The organism is Candidatus Terasakiella magnetica (assembly GCF_900093605.1).
GTDB lineage: Bacteria > Pseudomonadota > Alphaproteobacteria > Rhodospirillales > Terasakiellaceae > Terasakiella > Terasakiella magnetica.
The window spans coordinates 1-23906 of the sequence record NZ_FLYE01000002.1 but is presented as its reverse complement, the minus strand read 5'-3'; the positions used below and the strand labels follow the sequence as shown (position 1 = coordinate 23906).

Here is a 23906-nt window from a genome sequence, read left to right as displayed (position 1 = left end):
ATATAAAACAGGGAGCATATAATGGGAAACATTGGCAGTGGGCTCACATGGACCTACTTTGATGGCGCATGGACAAAGGGAAACCCACATATTATGGGGCCACGAACCCATGGGGTCTGGCTCTCTTCAACTGTATTTGATGGCGCGCGGGCCTTTGACGGGGTGATCCCTGATCTCGACTTACATTGCCAACGTGCGATTAATTCTGCACGTATCCTTGGCATGGCTCCCATGTTAAGCGCCTTAGAAATTGCTGATCTTTCCTGGGAGGGTGTGACAAAATTCCCCTCAGGCAGTGAGCTTTATGTCTGTCCCATGTTTTATGGCGAAACGGGGTTTATCACACCAGACCCAGCCAGCACACGTTTTGTCCTGTCTGTATTTGAAGCCCCCCTTCCCCAACCCAATGGGTTTAGTGCATGCAAATCAAGTTTTCGTCGCCCTGCGCGCGACATGGCGCCAACAGATGCCAAAGCCTCCTGCCTTTACCCAAATGTGGGGCGATGCGTTGCTGAAGCCAACGAAAAGGGCTTTGATACTGCGGTTGTTCTTGATCCTGTGGGCAATGTTGCTGAATTTGCCTATACCAATCTCTTCTATGTGAAAGATGGACGAATTTTTACGCCACAAGCCAACGGAACTTTCCTCAATGGCATCACGCGCCAGCGCGTTATCAAGCTTGCCAAACATGATGGCTTAGATGTGATTGAAAAAGCGATTGAGTTTGACGAGCTGTTTGAAGCCGATGAGATATTTGGGACGGGTAATTATTTTAAAGTCGGCCCACTTACCAAATTAGAGAATCAGGAGTTTGCGATTGGGGAAATCACCATGCATTTGCGCGAGCTTTATTTCGACTGGGCAAAAAAATAGCCGGATCACGAATGATCCGGCAAGTTTATAACAGGGAGGCTTTACGTCTGGGAGACGTAGGACCAAAAAGATGGCCCTCAGGAACCGAGGAAAGACCCTCGGAAACTCGTTAAATACTGCGCTGCAGCATTTGATGAATTATGTATATTATTTTTATAAAATTTTATCTAGTCTTTTTTTCACAACCCCACCATGCACTAGACGCATGACATGCATATAACATATTGATATAAAACAATCTTATACTAAAGAATTACGCCAAAAGACCAAAAAAAAACCGGATCCAAAAGGATCCGGCAAGTTTTAACAGGGAGGCTTCACGTCTGGGAGACGTAGGGTCAACCCTTAGAGGGGACCCTCACACTCAGGGAAACCCTGAGGGGAAGATGCTTTGCTGCAACGCAACAAAGCGATAAAGCCTTTGTATAATTTCCAAACAACAATGACCATTATTATTTTCTCAAAGCAGACATGCGTTTTTTGCATACCGGTGAGAAAACAACAGCTTTCAGCCGATTATTGTCTCTCTAGTCAATTTTAGATTAAAGGGCCTGTCCCATTTTGCGGACTATAAAGTCTCTAAAAAGAGTAATTCTTTTCGAGTTTCTCAACTCCTCAGGGTAAACAAAATAGGTATCAATCACCGGACCCCGCATTTCTGGGAGAATCTCCACAAGATTGCCCACTTCCCGGCTCATATATTCGGGCAAAGCACCAAGACCGATTCCACTTTGTACTGCGCGATAAATGCCATAAACGTTATTAACCCGCAAAGCAGCTGTACGTTTGGTGCCATCACTGCGCCCTGCTGAAAGCAGCCAGTTTAAGCCTTGTACTGGTTGTTTGACATCATCCCCATAAACAATAATACGGTGATTATCCAAATCCTGTGCATTTGTTGGCATGCCATATTTCTTCAAATACTCTGGCGCCCCATAAATATGATACGGCATGCTCCATAAATGACGCTGGATCAGGTCAGGCTGTTTGGGCGGGCTCATGCGAATGGCAACGTCAGCTTCGCGCATGGAAAGGTCAAGCTCGGTATCGGTTAGAACCACACTCACTTCAATTTCAGGATAAAGCTCGAGGAACTCACGCAGTTTTGGCGTTAACCATGTTGAGCCAAAAGCAACCGTCGTGGTGATCTTGAGCGTACCTTGGGGCTTTTCCTTACTTTCAACAAGCTGGCTTTCAACCATGGCCAGTTTGGCAAATACATCATGGGCGGTTTTATAGAGCATTTCGCCCTGTTCCGTCAGGATCAGGCCACGGGCATGACGGTGAAACAGGCTGACCTGTAAGCTATCTTCTAAGGCGCTGATTTGGCGGCTCACGGCCGATTGGCTTAAATTGAGGTTTTCCCCTGCATGTGTGAAGCTTCCCGCTTCTGCCACAGCATGAAACACACGTAATTTATCCCAATGCATTTTTATTTTCCATTCATCCAGCGCATAGATGGTATGCATATAGCGCATAGATAAAAAAGGCGAAAGGGAAAAATGCCCTTTCGCCTTAAGAATTAACGCTTCACTTCAAAAACTGAAGATCAACCTTCGTTCTCACCGATAAAACGCTCGGCTTCCAATGCCGCCATACAGCCCGTACCCGCTGCTGTGACCGCTTGCTGATACGTCTTATCTTGTACATCCCCTGCGGCATAAACACCGGGAATGCTGGTCTGTGTGCTATCTGATTTGGTGATGATGTAGTTTTCATCATCCATGTCTAGCTGGCCTTTAAACAAGCCTGTGTTTGGATCATGACCAATGGCAATGAAAGTGCCGTGAACCGGAATGACTTTTGTCTCATCGGTTTTTACGTTTTTGACCTTAACACCTGTGACACCAAATGGGTCATCAGCACCAACGATCTCATCAACAACACTATCCCAGACCATTTCGACTTTCTCATGCTTGAGAAGACGGTCTTGCAGGATTTTTTCAGAGCGCAGCTCATCACGACGGTGAATGAGATAAACTTTTGAAGCAAAATTGGTCAGATAGAGCGCTTCTTCAACCGCTGTATTACCGCCACCCACAACAGCAACTTCTTTATCACGATAGAAGAAACCATCACATGTGGCACAAGCTGACACACCAAAACCTTGGTATTTCTGTTCTGAATCAAGGCCTAACCAACGCGCAGAAGCGCCTGTACAGATTACAAGTGTATCACCCGTATAAACAGTACCGGAGTCCCCTGTCAGCTTAAAGGGGCGCGATGAAAGGTCAGCCTCAATAATGGTGTCATCAAACATGGTTGTGCCGACATTTTCAGCTTGAGCATGGAACTGGTCCATCAACCAAGGGCCCTGAACCGGGTCAGCAAAACCGGGATAGTTTTCAACATCCGTTGTAATGGTCAGCTGTCCACCCGGTTGCAGGCCTTTCACCAAAATTGGTTTCAGGTTTGCACGCGCTGCATAAATTGCAGTCGTATAACCAGCAGGGCCGGAACCCAGAATGAGGACTTTTGAATGGTGCTGTTCGGACATTGAAGACATCCTTATCTTTTATATGGGGAGAAATTTCTTTGGGCGCATAATCTAGGCAGCTCGACACCATCGTGCAAGCTGTTAAGAAAAAAGGGAAGCCGAAGCCTCCCTTTTCCCTTTATTCTTAAAGACTTAACAGTCTTAAAGTTCTTCAGCATTTTCAGACAGGTAAGCAGCAACACCGTCTGGAGTAGCTGTCATGCCAGAATCGCCTTTGTTCCAGCCTGCTGGACAAACTTCGCCATGCTCTTCATGGAACATCAAAGCGTCAAGTGTACGCAATGTTTCATCAACGTTACGGCCCAATGGTAGGTCGTTTACCAACTGGTGGCGAACAAGACCATTTTTGTCGATGATGAATGTACCGCGGAAGGCAATACCAGGACCCGTTTTCACACCATAATCAGTAACGATGTCTTTAGTAATATCAGCAACCATCGGGAACTGAACTTGACCCAAACCACCTTCATTTACCGGTGTGTTTTTCCATGCCAAGTGTGTGAAGTGCGAATCGATAGAACAAGCGATTACTTTAGCGCCGCGCTCTTCAAATGCTTTTACACGGTGGTCAAAAGCGATGATTTCAGAAGGACATACGAATGTGAAGTCCAACGGATAGAAGAACAGTACGCCGTAAGAGCCGTCCAGGTAAGATTTCAGGTTAAACTCACCTTCGATAGAGTTATCACCCATTACAGCTGGTGCAGTGAAGTCTGGTGCTTCTTGGCCCACGAGAACTTGAGACATTATTTCTTCCTTTAGATTAGAATAATTCAAAACTAGCTACAGACTATACTCCCTTCCCCCCTGTTTGCAAGAACGGAAATGAATATCTGTAAGTATGTGAACTCTAACGTCTTTTATTTATCAAGGCCATAGCTTGTTTGATTAAAATCACTCAAAACTGCATCATAGGTAATTACAGAAACGGAATGAATTTTCTAAACAACGCGCTAAACACTCATAACTCAATTACTTTTATTTTCTATCTTTTAAGATAAACAACAAAAAGCGAAACTTTATTTCAAAAAATTGATAAGCTTCTCTTGGCTTAAGAGGCACAACATTGTAATATCATTGCGTCAAACAGGGAATTTTTGGAGTAGAATTATTATGCAAAAGGTCAAACTTGACCGAATCGACCGCCGCATCCTTGCTGACCTGCAAGATGATGGTCGCATGACAAATGTGGAACTTGCGCGTCGTGCTGGTATTTCGGCTCCTCCGTGTTTACGCCGGGTGCGCGCCTTGGAAGAAGCAGGTTTTGTGCGTGGATACCATGCTGAGCTTGACCCTTCTGCCCTTGGCTTTAACGTAACGGTTTTTGCCCATGTTGGTCTAAACAGTCAGGCAGAAGCAGACCTGAACGCCTTTGAAGAGCTGGTTGGTTCATGGCCTGAGGTACGTGAATGTCATATGCTGGCTGGTGAAACGGATTTCCTGCTGAAAATTGTTGAAAAAGATTGGGATTCTTACCAACAGTTTCTCACTAAAAATCTGACAGCGGCACCCAATGTGGCCCATGTTAAATCCTCCATGACCATTCGCAGTGCCAAAACCACCCCCGGCGTGCCCATCAAGGTTGATGTGCCCGATGAGGATGAAGAATAAAACAAAAAAACCGCCCTATCATGAGGCGGTTTTTTTGTGCTTATCATCCTCATGACTGAGGATATATGTATCAGAGATACATCACTTATATTCGACTTCTAAAATCTCATAAGACTTACTTCCAGCTGGGGTGCGCACTTCAACGCTGTCACCCAGTGTCTTGCCAATCAAACCACGTGCAAGCGGTGAGCCGACGGAAATTTTACCTTCTTCAAGGCTGGCTTCATACTGACCAACAATCTGATATTCAGTCTCTTCATCAGTGTCTTCATCAACAACCAAAAGCGTTGCGCCAAAACGCACCACATCACCAGACAGTGCCTTGGGGTCAATCACCTCAGCCACACTAATCACAGCTTCCAGCTCTTTAATGCGGCCTTCAATGAAACCCTGTTTTTCACGCGCGGCATGATATTCAGCATTCTCTGAAAGGTCGCCATGCTCACGTGCCTCTGCAATCGCCGCAATCACATTTGGGCGCTCAACAGATTTCAGATTCTTCAACTCTTCTTCTAGCTGAGCACAACCCTCAGCCGTCATAGGGATACGATCCATAACTTTTTCCAAAAAACGAACAATAAAAAATACGACACGCCCCCACATCAAGTGAGGGCGTGACGATTAATTCACTTCCTTCTGTATTAGAAGGATGATTTAAAATACGACTGAAGCGATCCAACTTCAAGCGTTTCTGCACGCAAAGCTGCAATTGCATCAGCTGCTGCCGTCGCCCCCGCCATTGTCGTGTAGTACGGAACACCCTGTGTCAGGGTCTCGCGACGGATAGAATAACTATCCTCAATCGCTTGTAGACCTTCCGTTGTATTAATGACCAGTTGAACTTCATCGTTCAAAATCGCATCCACACAATGGGGGCGACCTTCAATCACTTTATTCACAGGCTTAGAAGAAATACCTTTTTCTTCCAATAACTTAGAGGTACCGCTTGTTGCCAAAATGCTAAAGCCCATATCCACAAGTTTCTGCGCAATGGGCACAATCTTGTCTTTATCGCGCTCTTTCACAGAAACAAACGCACAACCTTGTGTTGGCAAGTGTGAACCCGCGCCCATTTGTGCTTTTAAGAAGGCGGTTGGGAAATCTTTATCCAAACCCATAACTTCGCCCGTGGACTTCATTTCTGGGCCCAACAGGACATCAACGCCAGGGAATCGGGCAAATGGGAAGACGGCTTCTTTCACCGCAACATGGTCCAGCTCTGGCATACGGCCTTTCAAACCAAAGTCTGCCAGCTTCTCACCCGCCATCACACGTGCACCAACTTTTGCAACTGGAATGCCTGTTGCTTTTGCCACAAACGGCACTGTACGTGATGCCCGTGGGTTCACCTCAATAATATAGATCACATCATCTTTGACAGCGAACTGAACGTTCATCAAACCGACAACCTTCAAGGCTTTTGCCAAAGAAACCGCCTGATCCGTCAATTGATCGATGATTTTCTCGCTTAGGGAATAAGGTGGCAAAGAACAAGCGGAGTCACCAGAGTGAATACCGGCTTCCTCAATATGTTGCATGATACCCGCGATATAGACATTGCCGTCCACATCACCAACCGCATCCACATCAATCTCAATGGCATCTTGCAAGAAGCTATCAAGAAGAACAGGGCTGTCACCAGAAACCTGAACCGCCTCTTTCATATAACGCTTCAAGCGATCCATGGAATGAACGATTTCCATGGCGCGACCACCCAAAACATATGAGGGACGAATGACAAGCGGGAAGCCAATGCTTTCAGCAACCGCAAAAGCTTCTTCTTCCGTACGGGCCAAGCCGTTTGAAGGCTGCTTAAGACCAAGCTCGGCTAAAAGCTGTTGGAAACGCTCACGGTCTTCTGCCAAATCAATGGCATCAACAGAGGTTCCCAAAATTGGAATACCCGCTTTTTCCAGAGCATGGGCCAGCTTCAATGGTGTCTGACCGCCATATTGTACGATCACACCTTTTACTTTACCGTTACTTTGTTCAACACGGATGAGCTCGATCACATCTTCTTGTGTCAGGGGCTCAAAATACAAACGGTCTGAGGTGTCATAATCCGTTGAAACCGTTTCAGGGTTACAGTTGACCATGATGGTTTCATAACCCGCTTCTTTCAAGGCGTATGAGGCATGAACACAGCAATAATCAAACTCAATACCCTGACCGATACGGTTTGGGCCACCGCCAAGGATCACAACTTTTTCACGATCAGAAGGCTCAGATTCACATTCTGGAACCGTAATGCCATCGCCTTCATAAGCTGAATACATGTAAGATGTTTTAGACGGGAATTCTGCAGCACAAGTATCCACACGCTTATAAGTCGGGTGAATATTCAGCACGTGACGGCGATAAGAAACAACTTCAAGGTCCTTGCCTGTCAGCTCGGAAATGCGCTCATCAGAGAAACCCATTTTCTTGATACGTTGTAAGTCATCGGCTTCACCGGGCAGGCCTTTTTCAATCAGCTCTTGCTCCGCATCCACAATGCCTTTGATTTGATTGAGGAACCATGGCTCATACTTACTTGCAGCCTTAACTTCATCTACGCTTAGGCCATGGCGGAAAGCCTGTGCAATCACCAACAAGCGCTCAGACGTTGGCTTGCCGAGCTCTTTGATTACAGCCATCTTGCCATCAGGGCCATCTGCGCCTTCAATCTCGATCTCATTTAGGCCCGTCAGGCCTGTTTCCATAGAGCGCAAACCTTTTTGCAGCGATTCTTGGAAAGTACGACCGATTGCCATGGCCTCGCCCACAGATTTCATCGCTGTTGAAAGCGTATCATCCGTGCCGGCAAATTTCTCAAAAGTGAAACGTGGAATTTTTGTCACGACATAATCGATTGAAGGCTCAAACGATGCAGGCGTGCAGCCCGTAATATCGTTATCAAGCTCATCCAGCGTGTAGCCCACCGCCAGCTTGGCTGCGATCTTTGCAATCGGGAAACCCGTTGCTTTAGACGCCAATGCAGAAGAACGCGACACACGTGGGTTCATCTCAATAACGATCACACGACCATCTTTTGGGTTTACGGTAAACTGTACGTTTGATCCGCCCGTATCCACACCAATTTCACGCAACACGGCCAAAGAGGCATTACGCATGATCTGATATTCTTTATCAGTCAGCGTCATTGCGGGTGCAACCGTGATAGAATCACCTGTATGCACGCCCATCGGGTCTACGTTCTCAATAGAACAGATGATGATACAGTTGTCTTTTTTGTCGCGGACAACTTCCATCTCATATTCTTTCCAGCCCAGAAGCGATTCTTCAACCAGAACCTCTGAAGTTGGAGACGCAGCCAGACCGGAAGCGACGATTTGCTCAAACTCTTCTTTGTTATAGGCAACACCACCGCCTGTGCCACCCAATGTAAAGGATGGACGGATGATAACCGGGAAGCCCATGGCCTCAAGCGCAACATTTGCCTCAGCACGTGTGTGACACACATATGAGCGCGCATTCTCAAGACCGATTTTGGTCATGGCTTCGCGGAAACGCTCCCGGTTTTCTGCCTTATCAATGGCATCAGCCGTTGCACCGATCATCTCGATACCAAGGCGTTCTAATGTGCCATTTTCATAAAGAGCCAAAGCTGTGTTCAGCGCTGTCTGACCACCCATTGTTGGCAACAAGGCGTCTGGCTTTTCTTTTTCAAGGATTTTAGCCACAACATCCGGTGTGATCGGTTCAATATAGGTCGCATCCGCCATGCTCGGATCAGTCATAATCGTTGCAGGATTGGAGTTTACCAGAATGACACGATAGCCTTCCTCACGTAGCGCCTTACAAGCTTGAGCCCCTGAATAATCAAATTCACAAGCCTGACCGATTACAATCGGGCCGGCACCAATAATCATAATTGATTTAATATCTGTACGTTTTGGCATGACTAACCTTATCGTCCTATCAAATTTGTCGTCCTCACGAATGTGGGGACCTCATTCCACCTGATCCCCGTTTACACGAGGATGACGGTATTTCCTATCGGCTCAAATAGCCTGCCATATCCAGCCCGTGCAATGTGATGGAGGCCATGAAGGGCGGTGTCGGGGACACGTGCAATTCATGATCTTCTAAAATAACTGCGCCAGCTTGGGCAAGTTCTTCAATCCATTTGGCAAGCTCATCCTGAGTTTCAAAGCTCACCCTAAATTCTTCACAAATCCCTTCCACATCGCGAAACGCCCCGCCCGGGAGCTGATCATCTTCAGCCATGGCATTAAGCAGTTTGTTCGCATCTTGGGAAAGAGACATAATCTTATTTTGCCTTCGCCATCAACTCAACGAAACGATCAAACAGATAGTGGCTATCCTGCGGCCCCGGTGAGGCTTCAGGATGGTGCTGCACAGAAAAGACTGGCTTGTCTTCAAGTGCAATACCTTCAATCGTTTTATCAAAGAGTGAACGGTGCGTGATTTTGGCATTGGCAGGCAATGTGTCTTCATCCACCACAAAACCATGGTTTTGAGAGGTGATTTCAACCTTGCTTGTTTCCAAATCCTTCACCGGATGGTTACCACCACGATGGCCCAAATGCATCTTGAAGGTTTTCGCCCCCAGTGCCAAGCACGTCATCTGGTGACCAAGGCAAATCCCAAACATCGGCTTGCCGCTTTCCATGACTTTCTGGATCATCGGCACGGCATATTCACCAGTTGCAGCCGGATCACCCGGACCGTTAGAAAGGAACACCCCATCAGGGTTATAAGCTAGAATTTCTTCAGCTGAGGTTTTACCCGGCACTACAGTTACGCGACACCCGCTTGCCGCCAAACAGCGCAGGATGTTGCGTTTGGCACCAAAATCAACCGCGACCACATGGTATTTAGGGTCCGCCTGTGTGGCATAGCCTTCACCCATGGTCCAAGCGGCCTCATCCCATTCATAAGGGGCCTCACACATGACGTCTTTTGCCAGATCCATACCCTCAAGGCCGGGGAAGGAGTTTGACATGGTGTTAAGCGCATCCAGATCAATATCCTGACCTTTTGGCAGGTGAATGACCGTACCGCCCGGTGCCCCGTTATCACGGATGTAACGGGTCAGCTTACGTGTATCAATACCGGAAATTCCCACAAGGTTGGAGGCTTTCATCCAAGCATCGAAATGTTCAGCTGCACGCCAGTTGGCAGGCTCTGTAATATCGGCGCGCAAAATGCACCCGCGAGCTGCGGGCTTGGCAGTTTCAATATCTTCTGCGTTTGTGCCTGTATTCCCGATATGGGGGAATGTAAAGGTAATGATCTGCCCGGCATAAGACGGGTCTGTCATTATTTCCTGATAACCAGTAATGGATGTGTTGAAGCATACTTCGCCAATGGCGACACCTTCAACACCGACTCCCTTCCCCCAAAAAACAGTTCCATCCGTCAGAACCAATGCGGCATTGGCGTTTTTGGGACGGGCTTTGGGCGGCATGGGCGCGACCGGTGCTTGTGTCTGCGACATATCGACGTGTCCTTCATCTACAAAGAGCTATATATAAAAAGTCTATTTGCTTAAATTCACGCTAGTGCGTTCAGGCAAATTGGCGCGTTGATAAAGAAATCTTAACCCTTCGTCAAGAGGGAGTCTAAAATAAAATTTTTCCTTATATTTCAAGGCGTTACAAAACAGTAATTTATTGCTTTTTGGTTCCATTTGGTATAAGTTTCTTGCTTCCCTAAAAACAACTGATGTCAAAATTATGCTTCGCGAGCAGATTAAATCCGCCTTAAAAGAGGCAATGGTGGCTAAAAACAGCCATAAAGTATCGACACTTCGCCTGATTATGGCGGCTTTGAAAGACCGTGACATTGCGGCGCGCACCCAAGATAAGCCTGATGGCATTTCTGATGAAGAGATTCTCTCTTTGTTACAGTCCATGGTGAAACAACGCCGTGACAGTATTACCATGTATGAAAATGGTGGTCGCTTAGAGCTGGCTGAACAGGAAGCCTCAGAAATCACCATCATCGAAGAATTCCTCCCCAAACAAATGAGCGAGGAAGAAATCGGTGAAGTGGTTGAAGCCCTGATTACGGAACTTGGCGCAACGGGCCTAAAAGACATGGGCCCCACCATGAAAGCACTGCGAGATCGTTATGCCGGCCAAATGGATTTCGGCAAGGCCAGTGCTATTATCAAGGCACGTCTGGTTTAATATGTAATGTCGTCCTCGCCCAACCTGTGTGCGGGGACCTCATTTCTACAGGTCTTTGCTTTTATGTGAAGATGGCAAGTAAATAAATGGCTATACCTCCCGGATTTGTTGATGAATTAAGAAACCGAACCTCTGTTTCAGAGATTGTCGGCAAACGGGTAAAGCTTATCAAAAAGGGGCGAGAACATTCCGGCCTTTGCCCCTTTCATAACGAAAAAACGCCGTCCTTTACCGTAAATGACGATAAAGGTTTCTATCACTGCTTTGGCTGTGGTGCCCATGGTAGTGCGCTGGATTTCGTCATGAATACCGAAGGGCTCAACTTCCCCGAAGCGGTTGAACGCTTGGCTGTACAAGCTGGTATGGAAGTCCCCCAAGACACCCCGCAACAGCGCGAACGCATTGAAAAACGCAACACGCTTTATGATGTGATGGAAGCGGCCTGCGCGTATTATGAGCGTGTACTTCGCATGCCTGAGGGGCAAATCGGTCTTTCTTACCTGCGTGAGCGCGGCCTAAGTGAAGAGATTATCAAGCGTTTTCGCCTTGGTTATTCACCCAACATTCAAGGCGGGCTTAAAGCCGCACTTAAACGTGACGGCATTGAAGATCATTTAATGATTGAAGCGGGTCTGCTCATTCAACCTGATGATCCCAATCGAAAACCTTATGAGCGTTTTCGTGAACGTGTGATGTTTCCCATCACCGATCGGCGCGGCAAGGTCATTGCCTTTGGGGGGCGAATTCTCGGTGATGGCAAACCGAAATATCTCAACTCACCAGAAACACCGCTATTTCATAAAGGCACGATCCTTTACGGCCTCGCCCAAGCGCGCGAAGAAGCCTATAAGCGTGATCAGATCATTGTCACCGAAGGCTATATGGATGTGATCGGCCTTGCCCAAGGCGGCTTTTGCAATGCGGTTGCGCCGCTTGGCACGGCCTTAACGGAAGAACAAATCCAGCTTTTGTGGAAAATGTGTAAAACACCGCTGCTATGCTTTGATGGCGATGCGGCGGGTCAACGTGCCTCTGCACGCGGGGCTGAGCGCGCCCTGCCCCACCTTAAACCCGGATATTCTCTCCATTTCGTCCATCTACCCGCAGGTGAAGACCCCGACAGCCTGATTAAAGAAGAAGGCGCAGCCGCCATGCAGACGGTGCTGGATGAAGCCATTCCTTTATCAGAACTTCTTTGGCGCATGGAAAGTGAAGGCAAGAATTTTGAAACGGCTGAAGATCGCGCCCTGTTGGAAGACAGTTTAAAAAAACATGCCTTTCAAATTGAAGACGAATCGGTAAAACATCACTTTTTATCGGCCTTAAAAGACCGTATGTGGAAAGAAATCCGCGCTAAAAAAGAGACAAAACCCTTCCAGCCGCGCCGTGATTGGAAAAATGAGAAAAAAAATCATCACACTCATTTGGAAGCCAAAAGCAGTTTAAATACAAAAATTAATGCTGAAAAATGGCGCGAGACCTTGCTTATCGCCGCCGTGATCTTACATCCAGAACTGATTGACGAGGTTGGAGAGCGGCTTGGCTTGTTGATTTTCACCTCCGAGTCGCTTGACAAACTTCGTCAGGAAGTTTTAAAGACCGTCGATGGGGATTTAGGCCTTGATTCGCGCGCGCTTCAAAGTCACCTCGAAAAAAATGGGTTTTCAGGCCCGCTAAAATCTCTGCTTAGCCAATTTCACGCCCCAAACGGCGGGAAGTTTATTGGGCATGAGACTTTTTTGCATCCTGATCGCCCAATTGAAGATGTGCTACGTGGTTGGGAACATACGTTCAAGCTCTATATGATGGAACGGGACCTCGCTGCGGAGTTCAAAGAATTGAAACGCCGCCTTAAGGAAGAAATGACCCCTCAGGCTCTGAGTCAATTTCAGGCTCACCAAAAGCTGATGGGGATTATTGACGCCGATGAAGATGAGGCAAGTGGATATTCTTACAAAAATGATGAACAAGATTTGTTTGATTAACGGTCTTTACATATTTGTCGCGCATATTAACTAAAGGAGTCTGTCCTTTCTTTAGTTAAGGACAGTGCGCGAAAAAGATTTTTAGAGTTTCATTGGGGAATCGCATGTCTGCGAAAGCTGCAAATACAACCGAAGCAAAAACCAAACAAGAAGAAGGCGGTGACGGCCCACTTCTTGATTCCCTTGGTGCTGCCGTTAAAAAAATGCTCGCCAAAGGCAAAGAGCGCGGCTTCATTACATATGATGAATTAAATACGGCTCTACCGCCGGACAAAATGTCTTCAGAACAGATTGAAGACACCATGTCTGCCTTGTCAGAAATGGGTATCAACGTCGTTGAGAATGAAGAATCCGACGATGATAGCAACGACAATGCTACAGAAGAAAAAGCCGCTGGTAACATTGATGAAAATGATACCGGACGCACAGATGACCCTGTACGTATGTACCTGCGCGAAATGGGTAGTGTTGAGCTACTCTCACGCGAAGGCGAAATTTCCATTGCCAAACGTATTGAGGCCGGCCGTGAAATGATGATCGGCGGCATCTGCGAAAGCCCGATTACCATTCGCTCCATCGTTGAATGGCATGATGCCTTGATCAATGGCGATATTTTACTGCGCGATATTATCGATCTGGAAACCACATACGGTGGTGGCCCCAACACAGAAGAAGTTGAAGCTGCCGCCAAAGAAGTGGAAGAAGAAGTTGATGAAAGCACCTTAAGTGCCGATATAGACAATGCATCCGATGATGATGAAGACGATGCAGAGATTGAAGCCCCTGAAGGTGTGGATGCTGGTTCTGAAGGGGAAGAGAACCTCGAAGAAACAACTGAAGGTACTGAAGGTGAAGCCACAACTGAATCCAGTGATGATAGCGCAGAAGAGAACAATGTCTCTTTGGCAGCTATGGAAGAACAGCTTCTGCCACAAGTGATTGAAACCTTTGAGAAAATCGCCAAGACTTATGACAAAATGCATAAGTCACAGGAGCAGCGCCTTGCCACATTGGGTAAGGGCGAAAAAGTTTCCGCAACGATTGAGCGCCGCATTGAAAAACTGCGCCATGAACTTGTTGTGCTTATGGAAGAAGTTCACCTCAACAATGGTCGTATCGAAGAGTTGATGGATCACCTTTATGGGTTGAACAAAGCCTTGATGAACTGCGAAGGCCGTATGTTGCGCTTGGCAACGGGCTGTCGCGTCTCTCGTGCTGATTTCCTTAAACAATATTATGGTCACGAGCTCGACCCCAACTGGCTTGAGCGTGTCTCAGCACTTCCGGCCAAAGGCTGGCAGCGTTTTGCTGAGCGTCACCATGACGAAATTGTAAAACTGCGCAACCGTATTACAGAAGTCGCTACAGAAGTCGGCCTGCCGATTGCAGAATATCGCCGTATTGTTTCCACCGTTCAAAAAGGTGAACGCGAAGCAAACCGTGCGAAAAAAGAAATGATCGAGGCCAACCTGCGTTTGGTAATTTCCATTGCGAAAAAATACACCAACCGTGGCCTACAGTTCCTTGACCTTATTCAGGAAGGTAACATCGGCCTGATGAAGGCGGTTGATAAGTTTGAATATCGTCGCGGTTATAAATTCTCGACCTATGCCACATGGTGGATTCGCCAGGCCATTACGCGCTCTATCGCCGATCAGGCCCGCACGATCCGTATTCCGGTGCATATGATCGAAACCATCAACAAGCTGGTGCGTACAAGCCGTCAGATGTTGCATGAGATCGGTCGCGAGCCCACACCAGAAGAACTGGCTGAAAAGCTCTCTATGCCGCAAGAAAAGGTCCGCAAGGTCCTTAAAATTGCGAAAGAGCCAATTTCTCTTGAAACCCCAATTGGTGACGAAGAAGATAGTCACTTGGGTGATTTCATCGAAGATAAAAACGCGGTTCAGCCTTTGGATGCGGCCATTCAGTCCAACCTGCGCAACACCACAACACGTGTGCTGTCCTCCCTGACACCACGTGAAGAACGTGTCCTGCGCATGCGTTTTGGGATCGGCATGAACACAGACCACACTTTGGAAGAAGTCGGCCAACAGTTCTCCGTAACACGTGAACGTATTCGTCAGATTGAAGCCAAAGCCTTGCGTAAACTCAAACACCCAAGCCGCTCACGTAAACTGCGCAGCTTCTTGGATTATTAATCCAAATCTATAGACTTGACGTGGCGTGAGTTTCCAGTAAATTCACGCCACTTCTCTTTGGTGTGGGGCAGTAGCTCAGTTGGTTAGAGCCGACCGCTCATAACGGTCTGGTCACAGGTTCGAGTCCTGTCTGCCCTACCACTTCCTTTTATATCAATGCTTTAGACATGTAACTCTGTTGGTGGGACACCAAGGTGAGACATATGTTATGCATAATCCTACATACCTTACACAGTCACGACACGGTGTATTCTATTTCCGATGGTCGATTCCAAAAGAGGCCCATCCTTATAGGAAGTACACGACTATTAAGCCGTTATCTTGCTTTTCTAAGTGAAACGATAACGGAGCAGGCCTCTGTTAAACCAATAATAACGGGTGCAATTTAATCTCTGACTATGAAAGATAGGCCTGTGTTGTCTCGTCAGTTGTGAACGAGGACTGCTTCATAGGGTTAGAAACTTTCTCTAATCCAGCTCTTGAACGACATTCAGCCCAGTTAGCCAAAAGCTTACGGTCGGGAAACTCACTGGCCAAGAGGGGTGCATGAAAGATAACATCTACATTCATTGCCTTTTGACAAAAAACTTTCCAAAGATGCGGCAGAAGTGTCATATCCCCATACCAAGCATATTGATCCCTTTGTTCACTGCTTAAGGCAGAACCGTCTTTATTAGCGCTTGGGCTGATCGTGATGGGCTGCACCATACAGTGTTCACGTATCTCTTCATCCATCGCAATTTCAAACAGTGACGTTTTAAAGGGCTTAACGTTTTTACCGTTTGTACTCGTCCCTTCGGGAAAGATCAAAATGCGTTCCCCTTTGATCAAACGTTCCTTCAACTCATTTTTCTGAAGGCGCGCCATGGAAGGCTTGCGATCAATAAATGCCGTTTGGGAAATCCGTGCAAGAAACCCAAAAAGGGGCCAGCTTGCCACATCTGATTTGGCAACAAAGGTTACATCTAAACAGGAAGCTATGATGGGGATATCCAAATAAGAAAGATGGTTTCCAGCCAATAAAACACGTTGGTCTTTTACGGGAAGACCCTGTTGATGAATTTTAATAAAGAGAAGTGCGCAGACCCCTTTGTGCCATAGGCTGACAAATCCACGTCTAAAGCGCCAGCCCAAGGGAAACACCAACAGATAAGGCACCAGCAATAGAGCTGTCCAGATTAGGAAAAGAATAGTCCGCAGCGAACCTCTCAGAAGAGACATCATTGAGTCGCAACCTCGGTTGAAGAGGATTCATTGCTTTGTAAATAGTGACGACGATAGCGCCCCGTTACATTGCCTGTTTCGACTAACAGGCAGACATCCAGAGTGTTGAATTCATGGTCAATCACACCACCTTTGCCAATTACACCACCAACACGCAAGTAACCTTTGATCAATGGTGGCATTTCACGCAAAGCTTGGCGGGTGTCAATTTGCTTTTTCTTCAATAGTTTAAGGTCCACAAATCGGCCCTCTATAGCTTTGGGTGCCCATTGTGAGGGTGCTTTGTGGTAGTGATGCAGATAGGAAAGGGCGCTTTTCATAGAGTCCGGGTCTGTACCAGGGAAACTGGCACAACCGAACATGAGTGAAATTTTATGCTCAGCTATATATTCTGCAATTCCGCGCCATAGCAGTTGCATCACCGCCTTCCCACGATAGTTTGGATCAACGCAGGAACGCCCCAATTCAACGATTTCACCGGGATAGTTTTCAAGATAGGAAAGGTCGAACTCATTGGCAGAATAGAAACCTTGATGTTTCTGTGCAACGCTGCGACGCAAGAGACGATAAGTGCCAACGATGGCTTGATCACCCGTTCTATTAGGGTCAATAACCAGCAAGTGGTCACAATAAGCGTCGAACTGGTCAAAATCGCGTTTGGAACGTGCAACATCTTCATTCGCAACAGCTCCCATGCCTTCAAAAAAGACACGATAGCGTAGGCGTTGTGCTGCAAGAATATCTTCGGCTGTTTTTGCCAAACGGATTTCGAGGTTACCTTCTTGATCGTTTGTCATCTCTATCTTCACTGTACGTTATCAATATTGCGAATTTAAACAATTTGTCGTGCAGTAATGTTTCAGGCAGATAAAGGTTTGATGGCGAAAAGATAGAAGTTTTATGACATCAAGTATTGGAGGCCTCCTCTCATAAAAAAACTGAGGAAGAGTAAACCTCTCCCTCAGCTCCACTTTATCCTGCCATGCTTGGCAACCAGATGACAATCGCAGGAAATGCGATCAAGAGTGCAATGGTAATAGCATCCGCGATGAAGAAGGGAGTAACGCCTCTAAAAACATCTTGAACACTTAGGTCATCACGCACACCGGCAACGACAAAGCAGTTTAATCCAATGGGTGGGGTGATGAGACAGAACTCTGCCATTTTCACCACCAAAATTCCAAACCAGACGGCACACATGGCCCCACTCATGCCAAAGGTGCTTTGTGCGGCACTTACCGCTTCACCACCATTGAGCGCCATGACGGCAGGATAAACCACAGGCAGGGTTAAAAGTAACATGCCAATGGCATCCATAAACATACCCAAGACGGCATAGGCCAGCAGGATCATGATGAGGATCAACATGGGGGAATAATCCAGTGATGTAATCCAGTCAGAAAATGCATTGGGCAGTTTTGCAAACCCAAGGAAGCGCACATAAATAAGCACACCCCAGATGATGGTAAAGATCATGACCGATAGTTTTGCGGTTTCCAGCAAAGCATCTTTGAGTTCTGCCCAGCGCATCCCCTTATAGGCCGCCATACAGAACACGACAAACGCGCCTAACGCCCCACCTTCGGTTGGCGTTCCCCAAGCATCCCCGCCAAACGGGTTGTAGATAAAGACAATAATGATGAAAACAACAAAGAAAATCGGCAAAGCAGGTGGCAAGGAAACCAGACGATCTTTCCAGCTATATCCCTTTACCGGTGGGCCAAAATTCTTAATGGTCATGGCCATACCGATGATCAGGCCCCCATAAATTAAGGCAGAAAACGCACCGGGAATAAAGCCGGCTAATAACAGTTTCCCCACATCCTGTTCTACGATAATCGCATAGATCACCAAAATGGCAGATGGCGGGATCAAGGAAGCCAGTGTGCCCCCTGCGGCAACCACACCGGCTGCAAAGCGTTTATCATAACCAATCTTCAACATTTCCGGGATGGCGATACGGGCAAAAACAGCTGATGTTGCAATGGAGGCACCTGATACGGCAGCAAATCCGGCTGTGGCAAAGACAGTTGCAACCGCTAAGCCACCCGGCACCCAAGCAATCCAACGTTTAGCAGCCTCAAACAAGGCCTTGGTTAGCCCGGCATAATAGGCAAGATAACCAATGAGAATAAAGGTTGGAATAAGCGAAAGCGCCTGATTTGCCACCTTGGAATGGGGCACCTGTCCGGCAATTTTAGCTGCAATCCCAACAGCCCATATAAAGGCTTCAGGGTCATAGCCTTTTTTCGCCCAGAAAATCCAAATCAGGCCAACAACACCCGCCAGACCCGCAGCAAATGCCACGCGCATTCCCAAAATGACCAGAACAAGCATACCGCCGGAAACGATCAATCCAATTTCAATAGGTTCCATTAATCAATTCCTTACGTATCATGTCCGCTGACATGTTCAGCTTCATTGGCGGCTTGTGTTGCAACATCTTCAATCAAAGGCACGCCAACGGGTCTGTTGGTTCCTGAAATTAAAGCCCAAAGGTAACCCCAAGCTTGTAAAATCAGTTGCAGGCATAAAACACCAAAGGCCACAGGGGCTAAGAGCTTTGCAGGCCAGAGAGGCAATGCAATATCCATAGAGCTGTCACGGCTCCACAGCGGGGCGCTAAAATCGAAGCTGCGCAGAAAATGTTCCCAACTGCCCCACACGACCAGCACCATCACAATTAAAATGGCGAGAGTGGTAATAAGTTCCGCAGCATAGAGAAAACGCCCTTTAAGGCGGCTCACCACCATATCCATGCGGATGTGGCCGCCATTTCTTTGAACGTAAGACACTCCCATAAAGGCAATTAGCGGCATGGCCTGTTCAATCCAATCCACATAGCCAGGGAGTGGATGGTTGAAAAAATTCCGTCCCCCCACCGACATAACCGCCAAGATCATCAGTGAAAAAACCGCAAGGCCACTAATCAGGGCAAGAAACTTCCCAACGACATTGAGCTTTTGATCCAGTTGGCTTAACAGGCTGTCATCTGTAAGCACATTTGCACTACCAGCCATGACTTTCTTCCTTTTTAAATTATCAAAAAAGGGGTGCCTCGCTGACACCCCTCTTGTTTTGCAGGTAAGGTTATTTGCCGATCATACCGGTAAAGAAGTCATAGAGTTCTTGTGCCGGAAGGCCTTTTTCTGTGTTTTGCTTGATCCAGCTTTGTGCAGCCGGGGTTGCAACTTTGGCTTTCAGGCCTGTAAGTGCTGCATCACCAAAGGTCACTTCTTGAATGCCACGTTCTTTTAGGGTTGGGCCCCATTTTTTCATGGTTTTGTTGTTGTAATTATCGATGTAGTGATCTAGTGCTTCATCAACAGAACCAAGCAATGCATCACGATGAGCTGGTTTAAGGTCAGCCAAGGCATCGGTATTGACAACAACTGGGCAGTTTACCGTGCCCGGGTTTAAATTTGTCGTCCACCATGTTGCTTTTTCAACGGTGCCAAAAGCCATATGGGCATGTTGGGCAAAGGCAACAGCTTTAATCACACCGCCATCGAGTGCTTGGCGAACTTCAGAAGCAGACATGGACGTTGGAACGGCCCCAACGGCCTTCATCGCAGCACCAATACCACCTGTGGCACGAACAGACAGGCCTTTAAAATCGTCTAAAGATTTTGGTGCATCACCGATACCCGCAATATTATATTGTGGCATTGGCGAAGGCATCAAAAGTGTTGCATTCCAGCGTGCAAGATCTTTGATAACGGCGGGGTGCTTATATAATTTTTGAGAAATTTTACGTTCTTCAACTAGGCTGGAGACACCAAGGAATGGTAGCTCAGCAACAGTGATGGTCGGGTTTTTATCACGGTGATAGCCTGCGCAGAATTGCGCCATTTCAAATGCACCAATGGAAATGCCGTCTAGGTTCTCTTTGTTTTTGGACAGGCCACCATAAGAAATATTCAGCTTAAACTCGCCTTTGGTTTTCTGTTCAACCAATTCAGCTAGTTTTTCAACATGTTCAGTAAATGCACGACGTTTACCCCATAGGGAAACATTCCAATCTGCCGCAACGGCCTCCCCTGTAAATGTGAGTGCCATAGCCGTCAAACATGCTTTACCAAGAAACTTTTTCATTAACTTAACTCCCAGAATGAAAATTCAATTTAACCTCACCAAGAAGGTTACAGATTTCATTGAAGGAGACTCATGAAGAAAACCGCAGGCCCGTTGAAAAAGAACAAGCGGAAATCCGCAAGGCTAAATTAAGGCGTTTTTATCCAGCCCCAATTTTACGATTTTTTCGTTTAAAGTGCGCCGTCCAATGCCTAAGCTTTCTGCCACGGCGTCCATTTTCCCTTGATGGGTTTTAATGGCTTTTGCGATCAGTTCACGCTCAAAGGCAGCCACAGCTTCTCTTAAAGTGTCGGGAACATCGCCGTGATCATGGTCCGGCTTTATGGCTTCTGCCACACTGCCACGTCCGCGTCGTGCTGCCAGCAAAAGGCGTTCTGCAACATGGCGCAATTCGCGCACATTTCCCGGCCAGTCATGGCTCATCAGTGCTGATACATCCTCATGTTTTAATTCTGGGGGGCCAACTTCATAGACAGCACCATATTCAGCCAGAAAATGAGAGAACAGCAAGACGACGTCTGAGCGCCGTTCGCGCAATGTGGGAAGGTTCAACACAAGCGTATTTAAGCGATAAAGCAAATCGGCACGAAAATCCCCATTTGCCACCCCCGCCTCTAAATTTTCATTGGTGGCTGAAAGGATGCGCATATTTGTCGGAATAGCTTTTTCACCGCCCACAGGTATATATTCGCGGGTCTCAATCGCCCTTAACAGTTTTGCTTGCACAGGTGCAGGACACGCCCCAATTTCATCCAAGAAAAGTGTGCCCCCATCTGCACTTGCCAGCACACCCGGGCTTGTTGCAGCTTCACCAAACATGCTGATTTCAAACCGCTCCGCAGGAATGGTTGCGCAGTTTAAAACAACAAATGGACCATTGGCATGGTTACTAAGGTCATGCAGGGCACGCGCAACGACTTCTTTTCCGGTCCCTGTTTCACCAAGAAGCATGATCGGCGCATCCACATCGGAAAAATTAAGGATATCTTCGCGCAAGCGGCTAATTTCCTCTGTTTGACCAATCAGGATGCGGTCCAGACCAGACAATTGTGCCAATCGAGCCTTTAGGCGTTCAGCATCTTCATTTAAGCGATGTTGTTCAGCAGCATGTTTCAACACACTGAGCAATCGGCGCGGATCAAACGGCTTTTCTAAAAAAGTATAAGCCCCAATCTGCATAGCTTCCACAGCCATGGGGATATCCCCATGGGCCGAAATCAGAACAACCGGAACACGGACATTTTTGAGCTTTAATTGGCGCAACATTTCCATGCCGTCCATACCGGGCATTCTATAGTCTGACAAGATCACGTCAGGCTCGAGACTATCGATACGTTCCAGAAAGCTGTCTGCGCGGGTGAAGGTATCAACCTGCCAGCTTGTTGTTTCTAGCAGGTGAACGAGGGATTCTCGCATTTCTTTATCATCATCAATCACAATCACGCGGAAAGTCGGCTTATTATCAGTACTCATGCCTTATTCCTCATCACTTAAAGGGAGTTCAATGGAAAAAGCCGCCCCGCCTTTGTCTCTGTTTCGTGCTTTTAACGCGCCATTATGCTCTTTGACAATCTCAGTTGAAATTGAAAGGCCAAGGCCCATCCCTTTACCCGACGCTTTTGATGTTACGAAAGGTTCTTGCAGTTTTTCCAAAGTTGCACCTTCTAATCCACTGCCCGTATCAAGCACTTCAATAATGGCTTTGTCTGTGGTGCATGTCATTCGAATAATAAGAAAGGACTGATCAGTCCCCTCCATTGCATCTAGGGCATTTCGCATTAAATTCGTTAGGACCTGTTCTAAGCGGAGTTGATTTCCCCTTACATAAACAGCTCTCTCAACCAACTCTTTCTTTAATTGCGCACAAGATGCCCCCAGATTTGGCATGACGAGTTCCTGTGCACCTGCAATCACATCATGCATATTCACTTGTTCAAACCGGAGCTCTCCAGGTTGGGCGAAAAACTTAAGCTGCTTGGTGATATTTTCCATTCGCAAAGCCAAATTGGTCATTTTTTCTAAAAAGCTGGCTTCAGGTGGCACGGGTGCAAATTCAGCAGCGGTCAAATAATTGCGCATGGCAGCAATGGGTTGCCCCAGTTCATGAGTGACAGAAACAGAAAGCTGACCAAGAGCGGCTAATCGGCTGGCACGTGACAGTTCACTACGTGTTTTTTTCAGTCTTTCTTCGGTTGCTTTTCGCTCTTCTACCTCATGGGCAAGACGCAGGTTGGCTTCACGCAATTCAGCTGAATCAGCTTGAGAGTCTCGTAAGGCCTGACCAATTTTTAAGGAACGACGCAATTGGAGATAGGAAAAAATGATGACCAGAACAACGATAATAGAGATCAATGCCAACCAGGTTTTTTCTTGAACCGGGCGATCGCTGGCAAAATAATGCAAGGTCCATTCTCGTTGTTGCAGCTCTTTTTGTTCAATCAGAAAATGTTGCCCTTCAACCACCGCTTCAGTTTCGTTCCAGACCCTCCAATTTAAAGACTTAAGGGGTTGATTTGCAAACTGACGTTCTTCTCGTATTTCTATGCGCCTTTTATCGGAAATGGGAAATAAAGAGCGATAGCGCCAAGCCTTATTTGACGACAATAAGACAATCCCGTCCCGGTTGGTGAGCAACACATTTTCGCCAGCGCTTGCCCATATTTCTTCCAGTTTGCGCAAGTCGATTTTAATGGCGACAACACCAATAATTTCCCCATTTACCTTGCGCACAGGGGCAGAAATAAAATACCCCGGCAAAAAGGTCGTCACACCAATACCGTAAAACTCCCCGCGGCTGCCCTGAATAGCCTGTTTGAAATAGGGCCTAAATTTGTAACTCCGGCCAATAAAACTGTTTTTTGATTTATAATTCGATGCAGAAACGGTGACGCCATTCTTATCCATCAGATAAATATAAGCCAAACCGGATTTATCAACAAAGGCCGCTAAACGCTCATTTAGGCCGTTTAAATTCCCATTTTCAAGAGAGTTGATAACAAAAGAATCCTGAGACAGGACATAAGGAAAATACGAAAACCGTTCTATTTCACTTACCAAAGTATTTTCATAAAGCGATAAGCGCCCCATGATTTTTGAAAACTCTTCGTCCTTAAAATAGGAGTATGTAATGAAATACAAACTAACCGCAGCAGCAATGGCGCTTATAATCAAAAAAGGAAGAGTTCTAGCTCGCATCATCTCACTGCGTATTTAATAAGGAACAGAGAAACCCTATCTAACTTCCACGCTAACTTCCATCAATAAAAGATATTATCAACATAATCAGTGTCCGGTTATAGCA

19 protein-coding genes and 1 tRNA gene are annotated in these 23906 nt (G+C 46.8%); 6 read left to right on the top strand and 14 right to left on the bottom strand.

Going from position 1 to position 23906, the window contains the following annotated elements; genetic code table 11:
- The first annotated feature begins 21 nt into the window (after window positions 1-21).
- The gene (locus tag MTBPR1_RS03130; protein WP_069186101.1) at window positions 22-873 is read left to right on the top strand and encodes a branched-chain amino acid aminotransferase; all 852 of its coding nucleotides are present in this window, start codon (window positions 22-24) and stop codon (window positions 871-873) included.
- A gap of 542 nt (window positions 874-1415) precedes the next feature.
- On the opposite strand, the gene MTBPR1_RS03125 is transcribed toward MTBPR1_RS03130, so the two are convergent.
- From MTBPR1_RS03125 to MTBPR1_RS03115, 3 genes are all read right to left on the bottom strand, one after another.
- Window positions 1416-2303: a LysR family transcriptional regulator gene (locus MTBPR1_RS03125; RefSeq protein WP_069186272.1), complete on the bottom strand. Its 888-nt coding sequence runs from the start codon at window positions 2301-2303 to the stop codon at window positions 1416-1418.
- A gap of 119 nt (window positions 2304-2422) precedes the next feature.
- Window positions 2423-3370, bottom strand: coding sequence for a thioredoxin-disulfide reductase (gene trxB / locus MTBPR1_RS03120; RefSeq protein WP_069186100.1), 948 nt, complete (start codon window positions 3368-3370; stop codon window positions 2423-2425).
- A 141-nt stretch (window positions 3371-3511) separates the two neighbouring features.
- Window positions 3512-4117: a peroxiredoxin gene (locus MTBPR1_RS03115; RefSeq protein WP_069186099.1), complete on the bottom strand. Its 606-nt coding sequence runs from the start codon at window positions 4115-4117 to the stop codon at window positions 3512-3514.
- Window positions 4118-4483: 366 nt separating this feature from the next.
- On the opposite strand from MTBPR1_RS03115, the gene MTBPR1_RS03110 reads away from it, so the two are divergent.
- On the top strand, window positions 4484-4981 hold the full coding sequence (locus MTBPR1_RS03110) for an Lrp/AsnC family transcriptional regulator (RefSeq protein ID WP_069186098.1): 498 nt from the start codon (window positions 4484-4486) through the stop codon (window positions 4979-4981).
- A gap of 81 nt (window positions 4982-5062) precedes the next feature.
- Here MTBPR1_RS03110 and greA read toward each other — a convergent pair whose 3' ends face one another.
- The 4 genes from greA to carA form a co-directional block, all read right to left on the bottom strand.
- A complete protein-coding gene (greA, locus tag MTBPR1_RS03105; RefSeq protein WP_069186271.1) occupies window positions 5063-5536 on the bottom strand; it encodes a transcription elongation factor GreA in 474 nt (157 codons plus the stop codon).
- Between the two features lie 86 nt (window positions 5537-5622).
- The gene (gene carB / locus MTBPR1_RS03100) at window positions 5623-8883 is read right to left on the bottom strand and encodes a carbamoyl-phosphate synthase large subunit (protein ID WP_069186097.1); all 3261 of its coding nucleotides are present in this window, start codon (window positions 8881-8883) and stop codon (window positions 5623-5625) included.
- Window positions 8884-8977: 94 nt separating this feature from the next.
- Window positions 8978-9250: a hypothetical protein gene (locus MTBPR1_RS03095; RefSeq protein ID WP_069186096.1), complete on the bottom strand. Its 273-nt coding sequence runs from the start codon at window positions 9248-9250 to the stop codon at window positions 8978-8980.
- 4 nt (window positions 9251-9254) lie between these two features.
- Window positions 9255-10445, bottom strand: a complete 1191-nt coding sequence (gene carA / locus MTBPR1_RS03090; protein WP_083222858.1) for a glutamine-hydrolyzing carbamoyl-phosphate synthase small subunit — start codon at window positions 10443-10445, stop codon at window positions 9255-9257.
- 238 nt (window positions 10446-10683) lie between these two features.
- Here carA and MTBPR1_RS03085 point away from each other — a divergent pair, with 238 nt between their 5' ends.
- The 4 genes from MTBPR1_RS03085 (at window position 10684) to MTBPR1_RS03070 (ending at window position 15427) form a co-directional block, all read left to right on the top strand.
- Window positions 10684-11139 (top strand): GatB/YqeY domain-containing protein, encoded by a 456-nt coding sequence (locus tag MTBPR1_RS03085; RefSeq protein ID WP_069186269.1) that lies wholly within the window; start codon window positions 10684-10686, stop codon window positions 11137-11139.
- Between the two features lie 86 nt (window positions 11140-11225).
- Window positions 11226-13124: a DNA primase gene (gene dnaG / locus MTBPR1_RS03080; protein WP_069186095.1), complete on the top strand. Its 1899-nt coding sequence runs from the start codon at window positions 11226-11228 to the stop codon at window positions 13122-13124.
- 104 nt (window positions 13125-13228) lie between these two features.
- Window positions 13229-15286, top strand: coding sequence for an RNA polymerase sigma factor RpoD (gene rpoD / locus MTBPR1_RS03075; protein WP_069186094.1), 2058 nt, complete (start codon window positions 13229-13231; stop codon window positions 15284-15286).
- A gap of 64 nt (window positions 15287-15350) precedes the next feature.
- Window positions 15351-15427: transfer RNA gene (locus tag MTBPR1_RS03070), tRNA-Ile, on the top strand.
- Window positions 15428-15682: 255 nt separating this feature from the next.
- Here MTBPR1_RS03070 and MTBPR1_RS03065 read toward each other — a convergent pair.
- From MTBPR1_RS03065 to MTBPR1_RS03035, 7 genes are all read right to left on the bottom strand, one after another.
- Window positions 15683-16444, bottom strand: a complete 762-nt coding sequence (locus MTBPR1_RS03065; protein WP_240492856.1) for a lysophospholipid acyltransferase family protein — start codon at window positions 16442-16444, stop codon at window positions 15683-15685.
- 62 nt (window positions 16445-16506) lie between these two features.
- A complete protein-coding gene (locus MTBPR1_RS03060) occupies window positions 16507-17307 on the bottom strand; it encodes a GNAT family N-acetyltransferase (protein ID WP_069186092.1) in 801 nt (266 codons plus the stop codon).
- Window positions 17308-17482: 175 nt separating this feature from the next.
- Complete coding sequence (locus MTBPR1_RS03055) at window positions 17483-18886, bottom strand: TRAP transporter large permease (protein ID WP_069186091.1); 1404 nt, start codon at window positions 18884-18886, stop codon at window positions 17483-17485.
- 11 nt (window positions 18887-18897) lie between these two features.
- Entirely contained in the window at window positions 18898-19530 is a 633-nt protein-coding gene (locus MTBPR1_RS03050; RefSeq protein ID WP_069186090.1) for a TRAP transporter small permease subunit, read from the bottom strand.
- A 70-nt stretch (window positions 19531-19600) separates the two neighbouring features.
- Complete coding sequence (locus tag MTBPR1_RS03045; protein ID WP_069186089.1) at window positions 19601-20605, bottom strand: C4-dicarboxylate TRAP transporter substrate-binding protein; 1005 nt, start codon at window positions 20603-20605, stop codon at window positions 19601-19603.
- 123 nt (window positions 20606-20728) lie between these two features.
- On the bottom strand, window positions 20729-22078 hold the full coding sequence (locus MTBPR1_RS03040) for a sigma-54-dependent transcriptional regulator (RefSeq protein ID WP_069186088.1): 1350 nt from the start codon (window positions 22076-22078) through the stop codon (window positions 20729-20731).
- A 3-nt stretch (window positions 22079-22081) separates the two neighbouring features.
- Entirely contained in the window at window positions 22082-23692 is a 1611-nt protein-coding gene (locus tag MTBPR1_RS03035; protein ID WP_165602604.1) for a sensor histidine kinase, read from the bottom strand.
- Window positions 23693-23906: the final 214 nt, after the last annotated feature.